This is a genomic window from Oceanomicrobium pacificus (assembly GCF_009833495.1).
Taxonomy (GTDB): Bacteria; Pseudomonadota; Alphaproteobacteria; order Rhodobacterales; family Rhodobacteraceae; genus Oceanomicrobium; species Oceanomicrobium pacificus.
Map to the genome: position 1 here is coordinate 1,159,254 of NZ_WUWG01000001.1, position 21,097 is coordinate 1,180,350.

Sequence of the window (21,097 nt, forward strand, 5' to 3'; positions counted from 1 at the left end):
GAGGGCCCCTCGATGTTTCGCATCTCTGACATGATGCGCGATCCGCGCATGCATCCGAAGTCCCAGCCGGACCGTATCGACCATTGGGTCGACCCTGTCCGATCTTCCCATCTGCGCCGGGATTCCGGCCTCGACCGGCTCGACGAGCAGGTCGGGCCGCCCGACGAAAAGCCCGTTCCGGCCACTGTGCCGGAGCCGGTTCCGACCCGCCGCTGGTGGGCCCAAATCCGCGCCGGCCTCGTCCGGTGGCGAAGCAAGAACAAGGAGTCGCGCCATGTATAAGCGGTTCGAAAATCTGGTCGATCCTTTTGCGCCGGTGGCCGAAACCACACCGCCCGCGCAGCTCTGGCCCTATATCCGCACGCAGTTGGCGCCGTTCCGGCGCTGGCTGCCGTGGATGGCGGTGCTCGGCGTGCTGGTCGCGGTGATGGAATCGGGGCTCATCTTCTATTCGGGCCGCGTCGTCGACCTGATGACGCAGAGCGGCGTCGGCAGTTTCTGGACCGATCACGGTCTGGAAATGCTGCTGGCGGCGGGGTTCATCCTGTTCGCACGGCCCGCGATCATCACGCTCAACCATTTGTTTCTGGAGCAGACGCTGGCATCCAACATGCAGGAACAGGCGCGCTGGCGGGCGCACAAGCATTTGCTGGGCCAGTCGTCGAGCTTCTTCCAGAACGATTTCGCCGGACGGCTTGCCAACCGGGTGATGCAGATGGGGCCGGCGGTGGAGGACAGCACCTACATGGCGTTCGAGGGCATCTGGTATGCCTCGGCCTATGTGCTGGGCGCGCTTCTGGTCCTGAACCAGATCGACTGGCGGCTGGCGCTGCCGCTCGCACTCTGGCTGGTGGCCTATATCCTCTATACGCGGCACATCGCGCGGAAAGTGTCGCACGCGTCGGAGAAACTGTCCGAGACGCGGTCGATGGTGACCGGGCGGATCGTCGATGCCTATGCCAATATCGAGAGCGTGAAGCTCTTTGCCCATGGCCGGCGTGAGGAAGACTATGCCCAGTCCGCGATGCGGCGGCAGCGGCTGCGGTTCCAGCGGTTCCTGCGGCTGATGACCTCGCTGACCCTTGGGCTGAACGCGATCAACGGCATGCTGATCGTGGGCGTGGTCGGTCCGGCCATCTGGCTCTGGACGCAGGGGCTAGTCACCGTGGGCGAAACTGCGGCGGCGGCGGCCCTGACCATCCGGCTGAACGGGATGACCGGCTGGATCATGTGGGTGACGATCCGGCTCTTCGAGCATGCCGGCGTCATGCGCGAGGGGCTGCAATCCATCGCCGTGCCGCATGGTGTGACGGACGAGGCGGATGCGAAACCGCTGGCCGTCACCCAAGGCGAGATCCGGTTCGAGGATGTGTCGCACCATTATGGCAAGGGCAAGGGCGGGCTCGACCATGTCGACCTGACCATCGCGGCCGGCCAGAAGGTCGGCCTGATCGGCCGCTCGGGTGCGGGCAAATCGTCTCTCGTGAACCTGCTTCTGCGCTTTCAGGACGCCGAACAGGGCCGTGTGCTGATCGACGGTCAGGACGTGTCCCATGTGACGCAGGACAGTCTGCGGGCGCAGATCGGCATGGTCACGCAGGACAATTCGCTGCTGCACCGGTCGGTGCGGGCGAACATCCTCTATGGCCGGCCGCAGGCGAGCGAGGCGGAGATGGTCCGCGCGGCCGAGCGGGCGGAGGCGGATGCGTTCATCGCATCGCTCGAAGATCCGCAGGGGCGCACCGGCTATGATGCGTTCGTGGGCGAGCGGGGCGTGAAACTGTCCGGCGGGCAGCGCCAGCGGATCGCAATTGCGCGTGTCATCCTGAAGGATGCGCCGGTGCTGATCCTCGACGAAGCCACCTCGGCGCTCGATTCGGAGGTTGAAGCCGCGATCCAGGAGACCTTGTATGGGGTCATGGAAGGCAAGACCGTCATCGCGATCGCGCACCGGCTGTCCACCATCGCGCAGATGGACCGGATCATCGTGCTCGATCAGGGCCGCGTGGTGGAGGATGGCAGCCACGAGGCGCTGCTGGCCGAGGGCGGCGTCTATGCCGGGCTCTGGGCTCGGCAATCGGGCGGCTTCATCGGTCTGGACGCGGCCGAATGAGGGGTGGCCGGCCACTGATCGATCCGTTCGCGCCCGGTGACGGGCCGCCGCCTCGCCGGCTTGGCGCCTTCCTGCGCTGGGCCGTCAGCGGCGGATGGCCGGTCGTCGGCCTGTCGCTTGTCACCGGGGCGCTGAACGGCCTGTCGGAAGTGGTCGGCGCCTTTCTGGTCGGCTGGGTGATCGATGATGCGCTCGGCCATGGCGGCAGCAGCTACTTGATCGACCGCTGGCCGGTCCTGCTCGCGATTGCCGGTTTCTTCCTGATCCTCCGGCCCGCGACGCAGGGGCTGAACGGGGCGATGACTTCGCTGGTGCTCGGCCCGAACCTGACGCCGCTTGTCCTGTCACGCCTGCACCGGCACACGCTGGGGCAGGCGATGGCCTTCTTCGATGATGATTTCGCCGGCCGGCTGAGCCAGAAGCAGATGCAGACCGCCCGCGCGGTGACCGACGTGGCGCTGGAATTTGCCAATGTGATGAGCTTCGCGCTCGCGCTCCTGATCGGGGCGATCGCGCTGGTGGGCAATGTGAACTGGCGTCTGGGGCTGGCGATGACCCTCTGGATGGTCGCCTATTTCTTCATCGTCCGCTGGTTCCTGCCGCGCATCCGTGCCCGCGCGAAGGCGCGCGCCGGCACCCGCGCGGCGGTGAGCGGCCAGCTTGTCGACACGATCTCCAATATCGCGACGGTCAAGCTCTTCGCCCGCTCGGCCGAGGAAGACGGCGCGGCCATCGACGCGATGGAGCGGTTCCGTGGCGCGGCCCTGTCCTTCGGGCGGATGGCAACGGCGTTCCGGGTTGCGATGACGGCCTTTGCCGGCACCCTGCCCGTGGTGATGATCGGCGGCGTGCTCTGGCTCTGGGGGCAGGGGCTGGCGAGCACCGGCGACATTGCCATGGCCGGCCTGATCGCCACCCGGCTCGCACAGATGACCGGCTGGGTCTCCTTCACCGCGATGGGCGTCTTCTCCAATATCGGAGAGATCGAGGATGGCGTCCGCACGCTTGCACCTCCCCATGACATAACCGACGCGGACGGCGCGATGATGCCCCGGCCGGTCTCCGGCGACATTAGGTTCGAGGAGGTCACCTTCACCTATGACCGCGAAGGCGGGGCCGGGCTCGACCGGTTCTCGCTCCATGTCGCGCCGGGCGAGAAACTGGCGCTGGTCGGCCCGTCCGGCGCGGGCAAGACCACGGCCGTGTCGCTGATGCTGCGGCTCTACGAGCTTGGCGAGGGACGGATCCGGCTCGACGGCCATGATATTCGTGACCTGCCGCAGGACGGGCTGCGCGCAGCCGTGTCCATGGTCCGGCAGGACACGGCCATGTTCAACCGCTCGGCGCGGGACAATATCCTTTACGGGCGGCCCGATGCGAGCGAGGCCGATCTCATAGAGGCCAGCCGCCGAGCGCATGCGCATGAGTTCATCACCCAACTGGAGGATGGGCAGGGCCGCACCGGCTATGACGCGCATCTGGGCGAGCGTGGGGTGAAGCTCTCGGGCGGGCAACGGCAACGGATCGCATTGGCGCGCGCCATCCTGAAGGATGCGCCGGTTCTGGTGCTCGACGAAGCGACATCGGCGCTCGACAGCGAGGTCGAGGCGCTCATCCAGGACGCTCTGGTGGAGGTCATGGCCGGCCGCACGGTGATCGCGATCGCGCACCGGCTGTCCACCATCGCGCAGATGGACCGGATCGCGGTGATGGATGCGGGCCGGATTGTCGAACTTGGCACGCATGAGGAACTGCTCGCGTCAGGCGGGCTCTATGCCGATCTCTGGTCGCGCCAGTCGGGCGGTTTCCTGCCGGCAGCTGCCGAATAGTTCCCCTTACGTCACCCGATGCCGGGTCTTGATCCCCGCCCTGTCGCGGCATCAAGATCGCGGCCGAGGATTGCCCATGTCACTGACCCTGCTTCTGCCGCTCGTCATCTTCGGGATCACGCTCATTGTCGTGATCGTCCACGCGCTGGGCTGGTCGTCCCCGCGTGCATTTGCCGACGAAAAGGATGCCGCGCGGGCGTGGCTGCGCGAGTTTCCCGACGATCCGCCGCAAGCTGTGGACCTCTCCACCGACCGCCGCCACGCGCTCTTGCGCCTGCCCGGCGGCGGCGCGGGCATCGTCTGGTCCTTCGGGCAGGACAGCGTGGCGCGGCGGCTGGGACCGGGCCTGAAGCTGAGCGAAACGGAGACGGGGATCGACATCCGCCCCGCCGATTTCACCGCACCGCGGATGTCCGTCGCGCTGGATGCGGCGGGCGCGACGCGCTGGCAGGCGCAGCTTGCGCCGCTCACGACGCCACAGACGGAGGACCGCCATGCCTGACACGATCGTTTTCCCCGATGTGGTGAAACTGGCCGTGCCGCTCTTCATCATCGCCATGCTGGGCGAGATCGGCTGGATCCGCCTGTCGGGCCGCGGCGGACGATACGAGACGCGCGACACGCTGACCTCGCTCCTGATGGGGGCGGGCAATGTGGCGACCGGGCTGGTGCTCGGCTTCGTGGCCTACGGCTATTACACTTTCCTCTGGCAGTTCGCCTTTTTCGACCTCGGTGTTTCGGTGCTGGTGATCGTCGCGGCCTTCCTGCTCGATGATCTGACCTATTACTGGCAGCACCGGTTGGGGCATGAGGTGCGCTGGGTCTGGGCGAGCCACGTGAACCACCATTCGAGCCAGCATTTCAACCTGTCGACGGCGCTCCGCCAGACATGGACCGGCACGTTCACCGGCATGATGCTCCTGTCCACGCCGATGATCCTTCTGGGCTTCCACCCGAAGGTCATCCTCTTCTGCAACGGGATCAACCTCGTCTACCAGTTCTGGATCCATACCGAGGCGATCGGGAAGCTGCCGCGCTGGTTCGAGTTCATCTTCAACACGCCGAGCCATCACCGGGTCCATCACGGGCGCAACGCGCGCTATCTGGATGCGAACTATGCCGGGACGCTGATCATCTGGGACCGGATGTTCGGCACCTTCGTGCCCGAGCAGGAGGATGAGCCGGTGGATTACGGGCTTGTGCACAATCTGGGCACGTTCAACCCGTTGCGCGTGGCCTTCCATGAATGGCTCGGGATCTTCCGGGACATCGCGCAGCCCGGCCTGACGCTGCGCCAGCGGCTCGCCTACATGTTTGCCGCACCGGGCTGGAGCCATGATGGCAGCCGCGACACGTCCACCCAGATCAAGCGGAAATATGTCGCCGCCAATCCGGACGCGGCGGGCAAACCCGGACTTTGACGTTCAGCCCGGGTTTCGTGCAGCCAACAGGTCGGCCAGATCGAGCCGCGTATTGACCATGGCCAGTTGCCCGTCCGCGTCGCGCGGCCAGTCGACCTCGGGCCGGTCGCGGTAAAGCTCCACCCCGTTGCCGTCCGGATCGTCCAGATAGAGCGCCTCGCTCACCCCGTGGTCGGCAGCGCCGGTGAGCGCGATACCGGCGGTGCGCAGGCGGTGCAGCGCATCGGCAAGTGCCGCGCGGTCGGGATAGAGGATCGCCACATGGTAGAGGCCGGTATGGCCCGGCGGCGGCGGGGTGCCGCCCGCGCTTTCCCATGTATTGAGCCCGATATGGTGGTGATATCCGCCCGCGCCGAGGAAGGCGGCCTGCGTGCCGTAGCGCTGCGTGACCTCGAACCCGAGCACGCCGGAATAGAAGGCGATGGCGCGGTCCAGGTCCGCCACCCGCAGATGGACATGGCCGATCCGTGTGGCCGGCGCGACAGGTCGTGACTGATCTGAACCCATTGGATCATCCTTTCGTTTCCGAAATGAACATAACGCAGATCAATGCGCGGGATAATCAGCCAATTCGGAAACAGTATTGTGCGCTTTACACTGGCTTGCGCGGCCGGGCGCGGCTAAAGGGCAGGGATGGAACAGTTGGATATCGACCGGCTCGGCGCGCAGGGCGACGGCATTGCACAATCGGACGCGGGCGACATTTTCGTGCCCTTCAGCCTGCCCGGCGAGCGGGTCGAAGGCGTCGTGACCGACGGACGCATGGCCGACCCGAAGGTCATCTCGGCCAGCCCCGACCGCGTCGCCCCGCCCTGTCCGCATTTCGGGCGGTGCGGGGGCTGCGCGCTGCAACATGCGTCCGACGGTTTCCTCGGCGCCTACAAATGCGCGCAGGTCGAGCGGGCGCTGGCCGCGCGCGGGATCGATACGCCGGTGCGGCTCATTGCAACATCGGCACCGGGGTCGCGCCGCCGGGCGACTTTCTCCGGCCGCCGGACCCGCAAGACGGTGCAGGTCGGTTTCCACGAACGCGGAACCGACACTCTTCTCGAAATTGCGGACTGCCTGCTTGTGACACCGGCGATCCTTGCTGCGCGCCCTGCGCTGGAGGATCTGACGCGGCGCGGGGCATCCCGCAAGGGGCAGGTGCGCCTGTCGGTCACCGACAGCCGCGCAGGGCTCGACATCGCGGTGGAGGAGGCGACCGCGCTTGATCGCGGGCTGGAGCGTGATCTGGCCGATTTGGCCGCGACCCACGATCTGGCGCGGCTCACATGGAACGGGGAGGGGATCGCCACCCGGCGCCCGCCGGTGCATGTCTTCGGCCGCGCGCAGGTCGTGCCGCCGCCCGGCGCCTTCCTGCAGGCAACGGCGGATGGCGAAGCCGCGCTGGTTGCCGCGGTTCGCGCAGGGCTGAAGGGCGCGAAGCGCGTGGCGGACCTGTTCTGTGGCGCCGGCACGTTCACCTTCCCGCTGGCCGAGACGGCGCAGGTTCTGGCGCTCGAAGGCGACGCGGCGATGGTGGCCGCGCTCGACCGCGCCTGGCGTGAATCCTCCGGTCTGAAGCCCGTCGTGGCGCGGCGGCGCGACCTCTTCCGGCGGCCGCTTCTGGGCGCGGAGATGAAGGGGTTGGATGCGATCCTGCTTGACCCGCCGCGCGCCGGGGCTGCGGCGCAGGTGGCCGAGATCGCGACCGGACCGGTGGACCGGGTGGTCTATGTCTCCTGCAATCCCATCACTTTCGCGCGGGATGCGCAGGTTCTGGCGGGGGCGGGATTCCGGATCGGTGCGGTCGGGGTGGTGGACCAGTTCCGCTGGTCGGGCCATGTGGAACTGGTCGCCGGGTTCACGCGCGGCTGACGCATCAGTCGATCTTGCGTTCCAGTTGCAGCTGGGTCGGGAAGGGAATGTCGATGCCCTTCGCGTCGAACGCTTCCTTGACCTTGCGGGTCATGTCGAATTTCACGTCCCAGTAATCGGCGGCCGCGACCCAGAGCCGGACGGTGAAATCGACCGAACTGTCGCCCAGATTGCCGACCTTGATGAACGGCTCGGGATCGTCATGCACCCGGTCGTCCGCGGCCACCTGCTCGCGGATCGCGGCTTCGGCCGCTTTCAGGTCGGTGTCATAGCTGACGCCGAAGGTGAAATCCGCCCGCCGCCGGTCATGGGCGGAGAAATTCACGATCGAGGAGGACCAGATATCATTGTTGGGAATGATGATCTGGACATTGTCGGGCGTGGTCAGTTCGGTGGTGAAGAGGCTGATCTCCTCTACCGTGCCGGAATGGCCCGCAGCCTCGATGAAATGGCCAGTCTTGAACGGCCGGAACAGGAGCAGCATCACACCCGCGGCCAGGTTCGACAGCGTGCCCTGAAGCGCCAGACCGACGGCCAGACCGGCGGCACCGAGCAGGGCGACGAGTGAGGTCGTCTGCACGCCAAACCGGTTCAGAACCGCGATCACGGCAATGGCGAGAATCGCCCAGCGCGCCAGCGAGGCGAGGAACTTGAACAGCATGTCGTCCAGTTCCGGGCGCTTGCTGGACAGGTTCCGGATACGACCGGCAACGAAGCCGGACAGCCACAGGGCAGCAATCAGGATTGCGGCGGCGGCCGCGATGTTCAAGGCGATTTCGGTGAAATTCTCCAAAGGTCCCACTCCCAATCCACGGATCATCGCGCCCGGACGGACGCCGCCGCGATCAAATCACAGGGCAGGGCCGTCCAGCAAGTCACAGAGTTGTACGAGATCCTCGGCCACCCATGTCCAGGCACCCTCGGCCCGCAGGTCGCTGGTCTGGCCGGGTCCGTGCTCGCCCGGGCGCGGCACGAAGGCGGTTTTCAGGCCGCAGGCGGCCGCAGCGGCCAGATCGCCATTGTGGGACGCGACCATCACGACCTCGCCGGCATCGAGCCGGAGCGCGTTCACCGCAGCACGGTAGACTTCGGGATCGGGTTTGTAGCTGCGCGCGATATCGGCACCCAACACACAGTCCCACGGCAGGGCGCCGTGGGTCGCGAGCCGGGCCATCATCGCGATCGACCCGTTGGAGCATGGCGCGATCAGATAGTCGCGCTTCAGCCGCGTCAGGGCCGGGACCACATCCTCCCACGGGTCGAGCCGTTCCCAGACGCGGTTCATCTCGTCCAGTTCCGCGGTCTCGAACCGGTCGGACAGTCCGAATTGCAGGAGCGTGTGGCGCAGGTTTTCCAGATGCAGGTCGTCGAGCGGGCGATAGGCTTCCAGCCCTTCGCGGACCGGATCCATCGCCGGATCGTAGCGCGCGCGCCATGCGTCGGCGAAGGCCGCCGGGTCGGTGCCGATCCCCTTCGCGGTAAAGACAGGCGCAAGCTGGCGGGCGATGCTCCCACGCCAGTCGACCAGCGTGCCGAACACGTCGAAGATGAGCGCCTGAACCGCCATGGAAACCCCTTTCGCCTAGCCGCCGATGCGGCCCTGATTCTCGCCGATCTGGCCGCGATGCAGGAGCAGATGGTCGAGCAGCACGCAGGCCATCATCGCCTCGCCCACCGGCACCGCGCGGATGCCCACACACGGGTCGTGGCGGCCCTTGGTGATGATCTCCGTCTCTGCGCCCGACTTGGTGATCGTGCGGCGCGGGGTCAGGATCGAGCTGGTCGGTTTGACGGCAAACCGGCAGGTGACCGGCTGGCCGGTCGAGATGCCGCCCAGGATCCCGCCCGCATGGTTGGAGGAATAGACCGGCCCGTCGGGGCCCATCGTGATCTCGTCGGCATTTTCCTCGCCCGTCAGCGTTGCGGCGCCCATGCCGGCACCGATCTCCACGCCCTTGACCGCGTTGATCGACATCATCGCCGCCGCGATATCGGTATCGAGCTTGGCATAGACCGGCGCGCCGAGGCCCGCGGGCACGCCGGTGGCCGTCACCTCGATCACCGCGCCGACCGACGAGCCCGACTTGCGCAGCCCGTCAAGATAGTCCGCCCAGTCTTCCGCTGCGACCGGATCCGGGGTCCAGAACGGATTGTTGGCGATCTCGGCCGCGTCGCGGCGCGCCTCGTCGATCCGGTGCGGACCCATCTGGACCATGCAACCGGTGATCTCGATCTGCGGAGCCAGATGCGCCAGCGCCGCGCGGGCCAGACCGCCCGCAGCGACCCGCGCCGCGGTTTCGCGTGCCGAAGAGCGTCCGCCGCCGCGATAGTCGCGATTTCCGTATTTCTGGAAATAGGTGATGTCGGCATGGCCGGGGCGGAATTTCTCGGCTATGTCGCCATAGTCTTTCGACCGCTGGTCGGTGTTGCGGATCATCAGTTGCACCGGCGTGCCCGTGGTCCGGCCCTCGAACGTGCCGGACAGGATTTCCACCGCATCGGGTTCGCGGCGCTGGGTTGTGAACTTGTTCTGGCCCGGCTTGCGCTTGTCGAGCCAGTGCTGGAGCATCTCGGCGCTGACCTCCACGCCCGGCGGGCACCCGTCGACCGTCGCACCGAGGGCCGGCCCGTGGCTTTCGCCCCAGGTGGTGACCCGAAACAGATGGCCGAATGTATTCATGGACATGGGCTGCTCACTCCTCTTTCGACCTGTGCATATCCCAAAGCGTGGCAGGGGGAAACACGTTTGGACTTGCACATGGGCCGGTGATCGTTAGGGTCTGCGCTGCCTCGGGGAGCCTGACAGGGCTGAGATGCATGATGCGGACCCGTTGAACCTGAACCGGCTGATACCGGCGTAGGGAAGGTGAGAGATGACCCGCTTCTCATGGGCGCTCCCCTGCCTTTCGCCGCAGATAGGAGACATGCCATGACAAGACTTCCCCTCCTCGCTGCGGCCATTGCGATCCCCCTTGCGGGACCGGCAATGGCAGCGGACAAACCGGAACTGACCGTCTACACCTATGACAGTTTCGTCTCCGACTGGGGACCAGGACCGGCCGTGGTGGAGGCGTTCGAGGCCACCTGCGACTGCACGCTGAAACTGGTCGGTGTCGGTGACGGTGCGGCGATCCTGTCGCGGCTGAAGCTCGAAGGCGGGCGTACCCGCGCCGACGTGGTGCTGGGGCTCGACACGAACCTGACCGCCGAGGCCGTCGAGACGGGCCTCTTCGCGCTGCACGGCCAGACGCCCGACGCGCTCGACCTGCCGGTCGACTGGACCGACCCGATTTTCCTGCCCTTCGACTGGGGCTATTTCGCCTTCGTCTATGACACGACCCGCACGCCCGAAGCGCCGGCGAGCTTCGAAGCGCTGCTGGCCGCGCCCGAGGATCTGTCGCTGGTCATTCAGGATCCGCGCAGTTCCACGCCGGGTCTGGGGCTCCTGATGTGGGTGAAGTCGATCTATGGCGACAAGGCGGGCGAGGTCTGGAAGACGCTCGCGCCGCGGATCGTGACCACCACGCCCGGCTGGTCCGAAGCCTATGGCATGTTCCTCGAAGGGGAGGCCGACATGGTGCTGAGCTACACCACCTCGCCCGCCTATCACCGGATCGCGGAAGGCGACGAGACCAAGGAAGCCGCCATTTTCGATGAGGGCCATTACATGCAGGTCGAGGTGGCGGGCAAGATCGCCGGCACGGACGAGCCGGAACTGGCCGATGCGTTCCTGGCCTTCATGCTCTCGGATGCGTTCCAGTCGATCATTCCCGAGACCAACTGGATGTATCCTGCCGTTCTGCCAGAGGGCGGCCTGCCGGACGGGTTCGGTGATCCGCTGCCCGCGGAGAAGGCGCTTCTTCTCGACCCGGCAGAGGCGAGGGGCCTGCGTGATGCGGCACTGGATGAATGGCGCGCGGCGCTGAGCCAGTAAGCCTCGTTCCGCGGCTGGCGGGCGGTGCGGCACTTCTGGTGCTCGCCGCTCTGACGCTCGGCGCGATCCTGCTGCTCGGGGCGCAGGCCGATACCGGCTGGCGCCTCGATCCGGCCGACTGGGCGGCCCTGCGCTTCACGCTCTGGCAGTCGTTTCTGTCTGCCACCCTGTCCTGCCTGTTGGCTGTGCCGCTCGCGCGCGCCCTTTTCCGGCGGCGCTTTCCCGGACACAGGCTCTATGTCGCCTTCCTCGGCGCGCCCTTCATCCTGCCCGCGATCGTTGCCGTGCTCGGACTGCTGGCGGTCTGGGGCCGGTCGGGCCTGTTGAGCGACCTGATCGCGCCGCTCGGCTTCGGCCCGCTCGACATATACGGGCTGCGCGGGGTGGTGCTGGCGCATCTTTTCTTCAACCTGCCGCTGGTCACGCGCATTCTGTTGCAGGGGTGGGTGGGCATCCCGCGCGAACATTTCAGGCTGGCCCGCCAACTCGGGTTCACACCGCGCGACCAGTTCCGGCATCTCGAAGCGCCGATGCTGCGGCGCAGCCTGTCGGGGGCCTTTCTGCTCGTGTTCCTTCTGTGCATGACCAGTTTCGCCGTGGCCCTGACGCTTGGCGGCGGTCCGAAAGCGACGACGATCGAACTGGCCATCTATCAGGCGCTGCGCTTCGAGTTCGACCTTGGCCATGCGGCGTTCCTTGCGCTCATCCAGTTCACGCTCTGCGCGCTGGCGGCGCTGCTCGCGCTCGGGGTCGGGCGCGGCGTGCTCGACCTGAAGGGCGCGGTCGCGGTCGGGCGCCCGACTTTGGCCGACGGGCGGGTGGCGCGCGCCGCCGACCGCGCCGTGCTGGCGCTGGGCGGGCTGTTCCTGTTGCTGCCGCTGGGCATGATTGGCGTCCGCGGCCTGCCGGAACTGGTGGTCGGCCTGCCGGCACAGGTCTGGCCCGCGGCGCTGCGCTCGGTCCTCGTGGCGCTTGCTTCTGCGTTCCTCTGTTTGATGATGGCGCTCGCCCTGTCCGCCTTCATCGACACGCTGCGCGGCCGCCGCGCGGGGCTGGCGCTCGCGGGGGATGTGGTGGGCGTGCTGACCCTCGCGGCCTCGCCCTTCGTGATCGGCACAGCACTTTTCATCGCGATCAATCCGTTTGCCGATCCGTTCGCGCTGGCGCTGCCGGTGACGGCACTCGTCAATGCCGCGATGAGCCTGCCGTTTGCGCTCCGCGTGATCAGCCCCGCCTGGACCGAGATCACGCGGGCCTATGGCGGCTTGTCGGAAAGTGTCGGTCTTCGGGGCTGGCAGCGGGTCCGGCTCCTCTATTGGCCGCTATTGCGCCGCCCGGCGGGGTTCGCGACCGGTCTGTCGGCGGCGCTGTCGATGGGCGACCTTGGTGTGATCGCGCTCTTCGCGACGCCCGATCGCGGCACACTGCCGCTTGTCATGCACCAGCTGATGGGGGCTTACCGTTCGGATGCCGCCGCCGGTGTGGCGCTCCTATTGCTGGCGCTCAGCGCGGCGCTGTTCTGGATTTTTGATCGGGGAGGACGGATTGACACTCGACTGTGAAGGGCTGCGCCTGCGCAACGGAAGTTTCGAACTGACGGCCGATTTCTCGGTGCCGCAGGGTGCAAGCGTGGCGGTGATGGGGCCGTCGGGCGGCGGCAAGAGCAGCCTTCTGGCCGGTCTCGCAGGGTTCCTGCCGGCGGTGGCCGGACGGGTGTGCCTGAACGGCGCGCCGCTCGACGGTGTGCCGCCGGGCGACCGGCCGATGACGCTTCTCTTCCAGGAGCACAATCTCTTTCCGCACCTGACGGTGGCGCAAAATGCGGGGCTGGGGCTGCGGCCGGACCTGAAACTGTCTAGCGAGGACAAGGCCCGCCGTGATGCGGCTCTCGACGAGGTTGGCCTGTCGGGTCTGGGCGCGCGCTACCCGTCCGATCTGTCGGGCGGGCAGCGGTCGAGAGCCGCGCTGGCGCGCGCGCTGTTGCGCGACCGGCCGCTCCTGATGCTCGACGAACCTTTCGCCGCGCTCGGCCCGGCCCTGCGCGCGGACATGCTCGACCTTGTGGCACGTATCCGTGCCGAACAGGGGGCGACGCTGCTGATGGTCACCCATCATCCGGCCGATGCGCGCCGGATTGCCCCCCTGACGATCTTCGTTGATGAGGGCCGCGCCCATGCGCCGGTGGAGACAGAGGTGCTTCTGGCCGATCCGCCTCCGGCGTTGAAACGCTATCTGGGCGAGGTTTGACGGCAAAAGAAAAGGGGCGGTGGTGACCGCCCCTTCTTGTGTCGTCTGTGTGCCGGATCAGGCTGTCTTGCGCTTGATCGGGGCCCAGAGCTTCTTGTTGGTCAGGTAGAGCAGGACCGACAGAAGGATGAGGAAGATCACCGCCGTCAGGCCGGCCTGTTTGCGATCCATCATCTTCGGTTCCGCCGTCCACATCAGGAAGGCGGCCACGTCCACGGCCATCTGCTCGACGGTTGCGGGCGTGCCGTCGGCATATTCGACCAGCTCGTCGCTGAGCGGCGGCGCCATCGAGATCAACCCGCCGGGGAAGGTCTCGTTCTTGTAGAGAATGGTGCCGGCCTGTTCTTCTTCCTCACCCGTATAGTGGGTCAGGAGCGAGGCGATATATTCCGGACCGCCAATGCCGTTGATCAGCTGGCTGATGCCCGTGCCGGCCGGACCGTGGAAGCCCGCGCGGGCCTTGGCCATCAGGCTGAGGTCGGGCGCGCCCACGGCGGTCACTTCGGGGAAGTGGTCCGACGGGATGCTGGCGCGGAAATCGTCCAGTTCGGTGTCGAAGGTCTCGAACTGGGCGGAGTAGGCGCGAACCTGCTCCTCGGAATAGCCCAGATCCTCCAGCGTGCGCAGCGGCACGAATTTCAGGCCGTGGCAGGCCGCGCAGACCTCGGTATAGACCTGAAGTCCGCGCTGAAGCTGGTCCTGATCGTAGGTGCCGAACGGCCCCTCGAAGCTAAAGGCATAATCCTCGACATGTCCGGCACCGCCGGCGGCCAGAGCGGCACCGCCGCTCACAAGGCCAACCGCGACGAGGGCGGACAGGATGCTTTTCTTGATCATCACGTGTTTCCTCTCGTCTCGATCACTCGGCCGGAGTGGCCTTGGGCGGGTAATGCGCATCGAAATCTTCCTCGATGGTCGCGGGCACCGGCAGCGGTTTCTCCAGCACACCCAGCAGCGGCAGGATGATCAGGAAATAGGCGAACCAGTAGATCGCGCCGATGAGCGAGATCGTCGGGATCAGCCCCTCGGCCGGCATCGCGCCGCACCACATCAGGACGAAGAAGTCCACGACGAGGATCCAGAACCACCATTTGAACATCGGGCGGTAGCGGCCGGAACGCACCGAGGAGGTGTCGAGCCAGGGCGCCAGCGCCATGATGAAGATGGAGCCGAACATCACCAGCACGCCGAGGAACTTCGCATCGAGGAAGAGCACGTCGAAGGTGATCGCGCGCAGCATCGCGTAGAAGGGCAGGTAATACCATTCCGGCACGATATGTGCGGGCGTTTTCAGCGCATCCGCTTCGATATAGTTGTCCGGGTGGCCCAGATAGTTCGGCATGAAGCCGACGATCGCGGCGAAGATCGCCAGAACCACGACCAGCGCGAACAGGTCCTTGATGACGAAATAGGGCCAGAAGGGCAGCGTGTCCTTGGCGGCTTCCTCTTTCGATCCGCGGCGCACCTCGACCCCGGTGGGGTTGTTGTTGCCGGTCGTGTGGAAGGCCCAGATATGGACGATCACCAGACCCGCGATCACGAAGGGCAGCAGGTAGTGCAGCGAGAAGAAGCGGTTCAGCGTCGGGTTGCCAACGGCGGGCCCGCCGAGCAGCCATTCCTGAATCGGTGCGCCGATGCCCGGGATTGCACCGAACAGGCCGGTGATCACGGTCGCGCCCCAGAAGGACATCTGGCCCCAGGGCAGAACATAGCCAAGGAAGCCGGTCGCCATCATCGCCAGATAGATCAGCATGCCGATGATCCACGTCACTTCGCGCGGGGCCTTGTAGGACCCGTAATAGAGGCCACGGAAGATGTGGATATAAACGGCGATGAAGAAGAGCGAAGCACCGTTGGCGTGCAGGTAGCGCATGGCCCAGCCCGCATTCACGTTGCGCATGATATGCTCGACCGAGGCAAAGGCCATGTCGACATTCGGCGTGTAATGCATGACCAGAACGATGCCGGTCACGATCTGCAGCGCCAGACAGAATGTCAGGACAATGCCCCAGATCCACATCCAGTTGAGGTTTTTCGGCGTCGGGATCATCAGCGTGTCATAGACAAGCCCCACGATCGGGAGACGCGTATCGAGCCATTTCTCGAATTTCGATTTCGGCTCGTATTTGTCGTGCGGAATACCACCCATTTTGATGTGTCTCCCTTAACCGAGCTGAATGACGCCGTCGGAGACGAAAGTCGCCACCGGAACGGGAAGGTTTTCAGGGGCCGGGCCTTTGCGGATGCGGCCGGCCGTGTCGTAATGGGACCCGTGACAGGGGCAGAACCAGCCGCCGAAGTCACCTGCGTCGCCGAGCGGCACACAGCCGAGATGGGTGCAGACCCCCATCATCACCAGCCATTCGCCATTCTCGTCGAGCGCGCGGTCCTCGTCGGTCGCGGGCGCGTCGCTGGCAATGTTGGCATTGCGCGCATTGGCGTCGGGCAGGTCGGCCAGCGCCACGTCACGGGCGGCGGCGATTTCCTCTTCCGTCCGGTGACGGATGAAGACCGGCTTGCCGAGCCATTTGACGGTGAGCTGGGTGCCGGGCTCCACGCCGCTCACATCCACCTGGATGGAGGACAGGGCCTGAACGTCCGCGCTCGGGTTCATCTGGTTGATCAGGGGCCACACGACGGCACCTGTCGCGACAACACCGGCTGCGCCGGTCGCCACGTACAGAAAGTCGCGGCGGCTGCCTTCTGTTTCTTCTGCGTGAGACAAGAGTATCTCCCCCTTGTGTCTTCCCCCTCGGGGGCTATGAATTCGACATGTCCAGCCGGGCAGGCTGGTCCACGAATTGCTTTAATGGGCGGAACCGCATGGGTCCAGCGGACTTTGCGACGCATGCCCATAAAGGCACGAAAAACGGACGAATCGATGCGCCTTGTGGCCTTTGAGCCGGATATAGCCCCGAATCTGGGCGCCATGATTCGATTGGCCGCCTGTTTCGGGATGCCGCTCGACGTGATCGAGCCCTGCGGATTTCCCTTCTCGGTCAAGGCGCTGCGGCGCGCGGCGATGGACTATGCCGATCTGGCCGACATTTGCCGCCATGACAGCTGGGACGATTACGCCGGTGCGCCGCATGCCGGGCGTCTGGTCCTGCTGACGACCGCGGGGGCGGACCCGCTCTGGGATTTCACATTTGCGCCAGAGGACCGGATCATGGTCGGACGCGAGACCGCCGGCGTGCCCCCGCCTGTCTCTGGCGCCGCCGATGCCCGCCTGCGCATCCCGATGGTGCCGCCCGCACGATCGATGAATGTGGTCACCGCCGCGGCCATCGCGGTCGGCGAGGCAGTTAGGCAAATCGGTCACACTGGCTGAATAAAACCGTCCGAAAACTTGAAACCCGCGTTCACAGCACGGTAACGCTTCCGTGATACCCGTGCTCCGGGTGTGCGTTTATTACAGGTTTTCAATGCTTTCCCGACTAGCCCCTCTGTCGGTCATGTGCCTTCTGGTTCTGACGTGCCTTCTTGCTCCGACCCGCGCCAGCGCGGATGCCGACCGTATGGAACGGATCGGTGACACGCTTCAGATCGCCCTTCCGGTGACGGCGGCTTTCTGTTCCTTCGGAAAATCGGCATTCAAGGACTTTGCCGGGCGGTTCGTGCTCAATATGGGGCTCGTCCACGGCTCGAAAAACCTGCTTGGCGAAGCGCAGATCAACAAGCGCCCCAACGGCGGGGACAAGGGATTTCCCTCCGGCCATACGGCCGCATCGATGCAGGGCGCAGCCTATCTGGCCCGCGAATGCGTGCGGTCGAACCCCTGGGCACAGGCAACGCTGTTCGGCGCCGCGATGTTCGTCGGCGGCAGCCGGATCGAAGCGGGCAAACATTTCCTTTTCCAGGTCATTTGGGGCGGGCTTGTCGGCTTCATGGCCGACCGTGCCTTCCGCGGCACATTCGGGTCCGCGCTCGGCTCCATGGTTCGCCGCCGCCGCCGCCGGCTGCTGGCGCTTGTCCGCGGCAGGGCCGGGGATGAGGCGCAGGTGGACGGGCCGATCCAGCCGACCTGACGTCGCGTTCCGGCGCTGCCGAATGCGGTGCATGTGACAAAAACTTGAACCAAACCCAAGACATAGCCATTCTATGCTTGTGAACCCCCCGGGAAGGACCGCAATGACCCTGATCCGCCGCAAGACCCTTTTTGCACCCTATATCGCCGCCGGACTGATCGGTGCGGCGGGCGCCACCGGTGCGGCGCAGGCGGCGGACCAGCAACTGTCCTTCTATGGCGGGCTGCAGACCGCGCCGCACAGCGTGGTCCAAGGTGTCGACAGCGAGGGCAATGCTTTCGACTTCACCGCCGCATGGGACGGCAAGTCGTTCGAGATGCCGCCCTATTGGGGTGTGCGCTACAATTACTGGCGCAAGGATGACTGGGGCCTGTCGCTCGATTTCAGCCATTCCAAGGTCTATTCCGACGATGCGACCCGCGACGATAACGGGTTCGAGGTGCTGGAATTTACCGACGGCCTGAACGTGCTGACGGTCAATGCCATGCGCCGCTTCTCCGAGCCCGACCGCGCCTGGACACCCTATGTCGGGGCGGGGCTGGGGATCACCGTGCCGCATGTGGAAGTGCAGGCCGATGGCGGCGCGCGCACCAACGGCTACCAGTTCGGCGGCTATGCCGCGCAGGCGCAGGTCGGTGTCGACTATGCGCTGAGCGACCGCTGGTCGGTCTTTGCCGAATACAAGTTCAACTACACGTCGAACGATGTGGAACTGAAGAACGGCGGCAATCTGGAAACCGACATCATCACCAACGCGATCAATCTGGGCGTCAGTTTCGGCTTCTGATCCCGGTCCGATCCGGATCTGAAGGCCAGCCGCGCCCGTCAGGCGCGGCGCGTCGCCTCGATCCGGTCGACACCGAGCAGGTCGAGCACCCGCGCCTCGATATGGCGCGCGGACAGGCCCGCAGCCTCGTACATGGCCTTCGGGCTGTCCTGATCGATGAACGTGTCAGGCAGGGTCATGGACCGGACCTTCAGCCCGCCGTCGAGCAGCCCGTCCTCGGCCATCGCCTGCATTACATGGCTGCCAAACCCGCCGACCGCGCCTTCCTCCAACGTCACGAGAACCTCATGCTCGGCCGCCAACTGCCGGATCAGCGCCATGTCGAGCGGTTTGGCGAAACGGGCATCCGCGACGGTCGGGGCAAGGCCGCGTGCCGCCAGCGCCTCGGCTGCCACCAGACATTCACCGAGCCGCGTCCCGAAGGACAGAAGCGCGACGCGCGCGCCTTCGCGCAGGATCCGGCCACGGCCGATTTCCAACGCCTCGCCGCGGTCGGGCAGGTCGACGCCCACGCCCTCGCCGCGCGGGAAACGGAAGGCCGAGGGCCGGTCGTCGATGGCGACCGCAGTGGCGACCATATGCACCAACTCGGCCTCGTCCGCAGCGGCCATCACCACCATGTCGGGCAGGTTGGCCATATAGGCAATGTCGAACGCACCCGCATGGGTCGGCCCGTCGGCACCCACCAGGCCCGCCCGGTCAATCGCGAACCGCACAGGCAGCTTCTGGATCGCCACATCGTGCACGACCTGGTCATAGCCGCGCTGCAGGAAGGTGGAATAGATCGCGCAGAAGGGTTTCAGCCCGCCCGCTGCCAGCCCGGCGGAGAAGGTCACCGCATGCTGTTCCGCGATGCCCACATCGAAACAGCGTTTCGGAAACCGGTCCTGAAACAGGTTGAGCCCCGTCCCGTCGGGCATCGCGGCGGTGACGGCGACGACCGACGGGTCGCGCTCGGCCTCCGCGATCAGGCTCTGGGCGAAGACCTTGGTGTAGGAGGGCGCGTTGCTCGGCGCCTTGTGCTGCTTGCCGGTGACCAAGTCGAACTTGGCCGTGGCATGGCCGCGGTCGGGGCGGTCCTCGGCATAGCCCTTGCCCTTCTGGGTCAGCGCATGGATCAGGATCGGTCCGTCGGCGCGGGCCTTCACGGTCCGCAGCACGCTGAGAAGCTGCTCCATGTCATGCCCGTCAATCGGCCCGACATAGGTAAAGCCCAGTTCCTCGAAGAGCGTGCCGCCGACCGTCATGCCCTTGACCATTTCCTTCGCGCGGCGCGCACCTTCCTGGAAGGGCGGCGGCAGCAGGCTGACCGCACCCTTGGCCGCGGCCTTCAGGTCCTGAAACGGTGCGCCGGCATAGAGCCGCGACAGATAGGCCGACATGGCGCCGACCGGCGGGGCAATCGACATTTCATTGTCGTTGAGGATCACAATCAGCCGCTGGCCGAGATGTCCGGCATTGTTCATCGCTTCATAGGCCATGCCGGCCGACATGGCGCCGTCACCGATCACGGCAATGGCGTCGCCAAGGCCGGTTTCCGGCGCGCCGCCAAGCTCGCGCGCGACCGCAAAGCCGAGTGCCGCCGAGATCGAGGTGGAACTGTGCGCCGCCCCGAACGGGTCATAGGGGCTTTCCTTGCGTTTGGTGAAGCCCGACAGCCCGCCACCCTGACGCAGCGTGCGGATCCGGTCGCGCCGGCCGGTCAGGATCTTGTGCGGGTAGCATTGATGGCCGACATCCCAGATCAGCTTGTCGCGCGGCGTGTCGAAAACCGCGTGGATCGCGACCGTCATCTCCACCACGCCAAGGCCCGCGCCCAGATGCCCGCCGGTCTCTGACACGGCGGAAATCGTCTCGGCCCGCAACTCGTCGGCCAGCCGGCGCAGCTCGGTATCGGACAGGCCCTTCAGGTCCGCAGGAAAGCGGACGCGGTCAAGCAGCGGGGTCTCTGGTCGGCTGTCGGTCACGGGTGCTCCCGGTTTGGTCGAAATCAGCTGGTGCGCTGTATGGCGAAACGGGCCGCCTGACGCAAGTTTTCCGCCGCCAGGCCGAAGGGCGACAGATGGCTGATCGCCTCCTCCGCCAGTTCGCTTGCGCGGCGTTTGGCGCCGTCGATGCCGAGGATCGACACGAAGGTCGCCTTGCCTGCCGCATCATCCTTGCGCAGCCGCTTGCCCGCGGCCTCGGCATCGCCGGTCACGTCGAGAATATCGTCCTGCACCTGAAAGGCCAGCCCGAGCGCATCTGCATAGGCCACGAAGGGCGACGGGTCGGAGCGGGACAGGAGCGCGCCGGCCTCTGCCGCGCAGCGGATGAGCGCGCCGGTTTTCAGCGATTGCAGCGCGGATATCTCGTCGAGTGACAGCGGCGAGACCGCCGTCTCCGCCGCGATGTCGAGCGCCTGACCGCCGACCATGCCGAAGACGCCGCCCGCCTGCGCAAGGCTGCGGATGAGCTTGATCCGGATCGCCGGGTCCTGCGCGGTCTGCGCGCCGGTCAGAATCTCGAAGGCCAGGGTCTGGAGCGCGTCGCCGGCCAGCACCGCGGTCGCCTCGTCCCAGCGCTTGTGGACGGTCGGCTTGCCGCGCCGCAGATCGTCATCATCCATGCAGGGCAGATCGTCGTGGATGAGCGAATAGGCGTGGATACATTCGATCGCGGCCCCCACCCGTTCGGCCGGCACCCGCGGGGCACGGAACATGCCCGCGATTTCCAGCGTCAGGAACGCGCGCAGCCGCTTGCCGCCCGACAGGGTCGCATAGCGCATGGCGGCGGCCAGTTCGGTCTCGGCGGCGGGCAGAAGCGCGTCGAGACGGTCCTCAACGGCAGAAGCCGCCTGCGAGAGGGCGGCGTGAAACGCCAGCTGTTTGGGGTCCAT

21 protein-coding genes and 1 riboswitch are annotated in these 21,097 nt (G+C 66.2%); of the genes, 12 read left to right on the plus strand and 9 right to left on the minus strand.

The window, feature by feature from the left end:
• Positions 1-12: 12 nt before the first annotated feature.
• The 5 genes from GSH16_RS05715 to GSH16_RS05735 all read left to right on the plus strand — a co-directional run bounded on the left by GSH16_RS05715 (position 13) and on the right by GSH16_RS05735 (position 5,363).
• The gene (locus tag GSH16_RS05715) at positions 13-282 is read left to right on the plus strand and encodes a hypothetical protein (protein WP_160852757.1); all 270 of its coding nucleotides are present in this window, start codon (positions 13-15) and stop codon (positions 280-282) included.
• On the plus strand, positions 275-2,113 hold the full coding sequence (locus GSH16_RS05720; RefSeq protein ID WP_160852759.1) for an ABC transporter ATP-binding protein: 1,839 nt from the start codon (positions 275-277) through the stop codon (positions 2,111-2,113). Before GSH16_RS05715 ends, GSH16_RS05720 begins: the two co-directional genes overlap by 8 nt.
• Positions 2,110-3,942: an ABC transporter ATP-binding protein gene (locus tag GSH16_RS05725; protein WP_160852761.1), complete on the plus strand. Its 1,833-nt coding sequence runs from the start codon at positions 2,110-2,112 to the stop codon at positions 3,940-3,942. Before GSH16_RS05720 ends, GSH16_RS05725 begins: the two co-directional genes overlap by 4 nt.
• A gap of 76 nt (positions 3,943-4,018) precedes the next feature.
• Entirely contained in the window at positions 4,019-4,444 is a 426-nt protein-coding gene (locus GSH16_RS05730) for a hypothetical protein (protein ID WP_160852763.1), read from the plus strand.
• A complete protein-coding gene (locus GSH16_RS05735; protein WP_160852765.1) occupies positions 4,437-5,363 on the plus strand; it encodes a sterol desaturase family protein in 927 nt (308 codons plus the stop codon). Before GSH16_RS05730 ends, GSH16_RS05735 begins: the two co-directional genes overlap by 8 nt.
• 3 nt (positions 5,364-5,366) lie before the next feature.
• On the opposite strand, the gene GSH16_RS05740 is transcribed toward GSH16_RS05735, so the two are convergent.
• Positions 5,367-5,870: a VOC family protein gene (locus GSH16_RS05740; protein WP_160852767.1), complete on the minus strand. Its 504-nt coding sequence runs from the start codon at positions 5,868-5,870 to the stop codon at positions 5,367-5,369.
• 126 nt (positions 5,871-5,996) lie between these two features.
• On the opposite strand from GSH16_RS05740, the gene GSH16_RS05745 reads away from it, so the two are divergent.
• Complete coding sequence (locus GSH16_RS05745; RefSeq protein ID WP_160852769.1) at positions 5,997-7,223, plus strand: class I SAM-dependent RNA methyltransferase; 1,227 nt, start codon at positions 5,997-5,999, stop codon at positions 7,221-7,223.
• Between the two features lie 4 nt (positions 7,224-7,227).
• On the opposite strand, the gene GSH16_RS05750 is transcribed toward GSH16_RS05745, so the two are convergent.
• Genes GSH16_RS05750 through aroC form a run of 3 tightly spaced genes read right to left on the minus strand, consistent with a single transcriptional unit; the run spans position 7,228 to position 9,909 of the window.
• Entirely contained in the window at positions 7,228-8,025 is a 798-nt protein-coding gene (locus tag GSH16_RS05750; protein ID WP_328803174.1) for a mechanosensitive ion channel family protein, read from the minus strand.
• A gap of 48 nt (positions 8,026-8,073) precedes the next feature.
• Positions 8,074-8,790 carry a haloacid dehalogenase type II gene (locus GSH16_RS05755; protein ID WP_160852773.1) on the minus strand — a complete coding sequence of 239 codons (717 nt, stop codon included), beginning with the start codon at positions 8,788-8,790 and terminating at the stop codon, positions 8,074-8,076.
• A gap of 15 nt (positions 8,791-8,805) precedes the next feature.
• Positions 8,806-9,909, minus strand: a complete 1,104-nt coding sequence (gene aroC, locus GSH16_RS05760) for a chorismate synthase (protein WP_160852775.1) — start codon at positions 9,907-9,909, stop codon at positions 8,806-8,808.
• Positions 9,910-10,004: 95 nt separating this feature from the next.
• Positions 10,005-10,104: riboswitch (TPP riboswitch) on the plus strand.
• Between the two features lie 48 nt (positions 10,105-10,152).
• Between aroC and thiB the strand changes: the two genes are divergently transcribed.
• The 3 genes from thiB to GSH16_RS05775 are packed head-to-tail and all read left to right on the plus strand — an operon-like array spanning position 10,153 to position 13,404.
• Entirely contained in the window at positions 10,153-11,157 is a 1,005-nt protein-coding gene (gene thiB / locus GSH16_RS05765) for a thiamine ABC transporter substrate binding subunit (protein WP_160852777.1), read from the plus strand.
• A complete protein-coding gene (locus tag GSH16_RS05770) occupies positions 11,133-12,719 on the plus strand; it encodes a thiamine/thiamine pyrophosphate ABC transporter permease ThiP (protein ID WP_160852779.1) in 1,587 nt (528 codons plus the stop codon). Before thiB ends, GSH16_RS05770 begins: the two co-directional genes overlap by 25 nt.
• Entirely contained in the window at positions 12,703-13,404 is a 702-nt protein-coding gene (locus GSH16_RS05775; RefSeq protein WP_235912944.1) for a thiamine ABC transporter ATP-binding protein, read from the plus strand. The genes GSH16_RS05770 and GSH16_RS05775 overlap by 17 nt, the downstream gene beginning before the upstream one ends.
• 57 nt (positions 13,405-13,461) lie before the next feature.
• Here GSH16_RS05775 and GSH16_RS05780 read toward each other — a convergent pair whose 3' ends face one another.
• The 3 genes from GSH16_RS05780 to petA are packed head-to-tail and all read right to left on the minus strand — an operon-like array spanning position 13,462 to position 16,129.
• Positions 13,462-14,241, minus strand: coding sequence for a cytochrome c1 (locus GSH16_RS05780; RefSeq protein WP_160852783.1), 780 nt, complete (start codon positions 14,239-14,241; stop codon positions 13,462-13,464).
• A 22-nt stretch (positions 14,242-14,263) separates the two neighbouring features.
• The gene (locus GSH16_RS05785; RefSeq protein ID WP_160852785.1) at positions 14,264-15,553 is read right to left on the minus strand and encodes a cytochrome b; all 1,290 of its coding nucleotides are present in this window, start codon (positions 15,551-15,553) and stop codon (positions 14,264-14,266) included.
• Between the two features lie 15 nt (positions 15,554-15,568).
• On the minus strand, positions 15,569-16,129 hold the full coding sequence (gene petA, locus GSH16_RS05790) for a ubiquinol-cytochrome c reductase iron-sulfur subunit (protein WP_160852787.1): 561 nt from the start codon (positions 16,127-16,129) through the stop codon (positions 15,569-15,571).
• Positions 16,130-16,285: 156 nt separating this feature from the next.
• Between petA and GSH16_RS05795 the strand changes: the two genes are divergently transcribed.
• From GSH16_RS05795 to GSH16_RS05805, 3 genes are all read left to right on the plus strand, one after another.
• A complete protein-coding gene (locus GSH16_RS05795; RefSeq protein WP_160852789.1) occupies positions 16,286-16,735 on the plus strand; it encodes a tRNA (cytidine(34)-2'-O)-methyltransferase in 450 nt (149 codons plus the stop codon).
• Between the two features lie 94 nt (positions 16,736-16,829).
• Positions 16,830-17,432 (plus strand): phosphatase PAP2 family protein, encoded by a 603-nt coding sequence (locus GSH16_RS05800; protein WP_160852791.1) that lies wholly within the window; start codon positions 16,830-16,832, stop codon positions 17,430-17,432.
• A 103-nt stretch (positions 17,433-17,535) separates the two neighbouring features.
• Complete coding sequence (locus GSH16_RS05805; RefSeq protein WP_160852793.1) at positions 17,536-18,219, plus strand: outer membrane protein; 684 nt, start codon at positions 17,536-17,538, stop codon at positions 18,217-18,219.
• Positions 18,220-18,257: 38 nt separating this feature from the next.
• Here the strand turns inward: GSH16_RS05805 and dxs are convergent, their stop codons facing one another.
• Entirely contained in the window at positions 18,258-20,186 is a 1,929-nt protein-coding gene (dxs, locus tag GSH16_RS05810) for a 1-deoxy-D-xylulose-5-phosphate synthase (RefSeq protein WP_160852795.1), read from the minus strand.
• A gap of 23 nt (positions 20,187-20,209) precedes the next feature.
• Positions 20,210-21,097, minus strand: a complete 888-nt coding sequence (locus GSH16_RS05815) for a polyprenyl synthetase family protein (protein ID WP_160852797.1) — start codon at positions 21,095-21,097, stop codon at positions 20,210-20,212.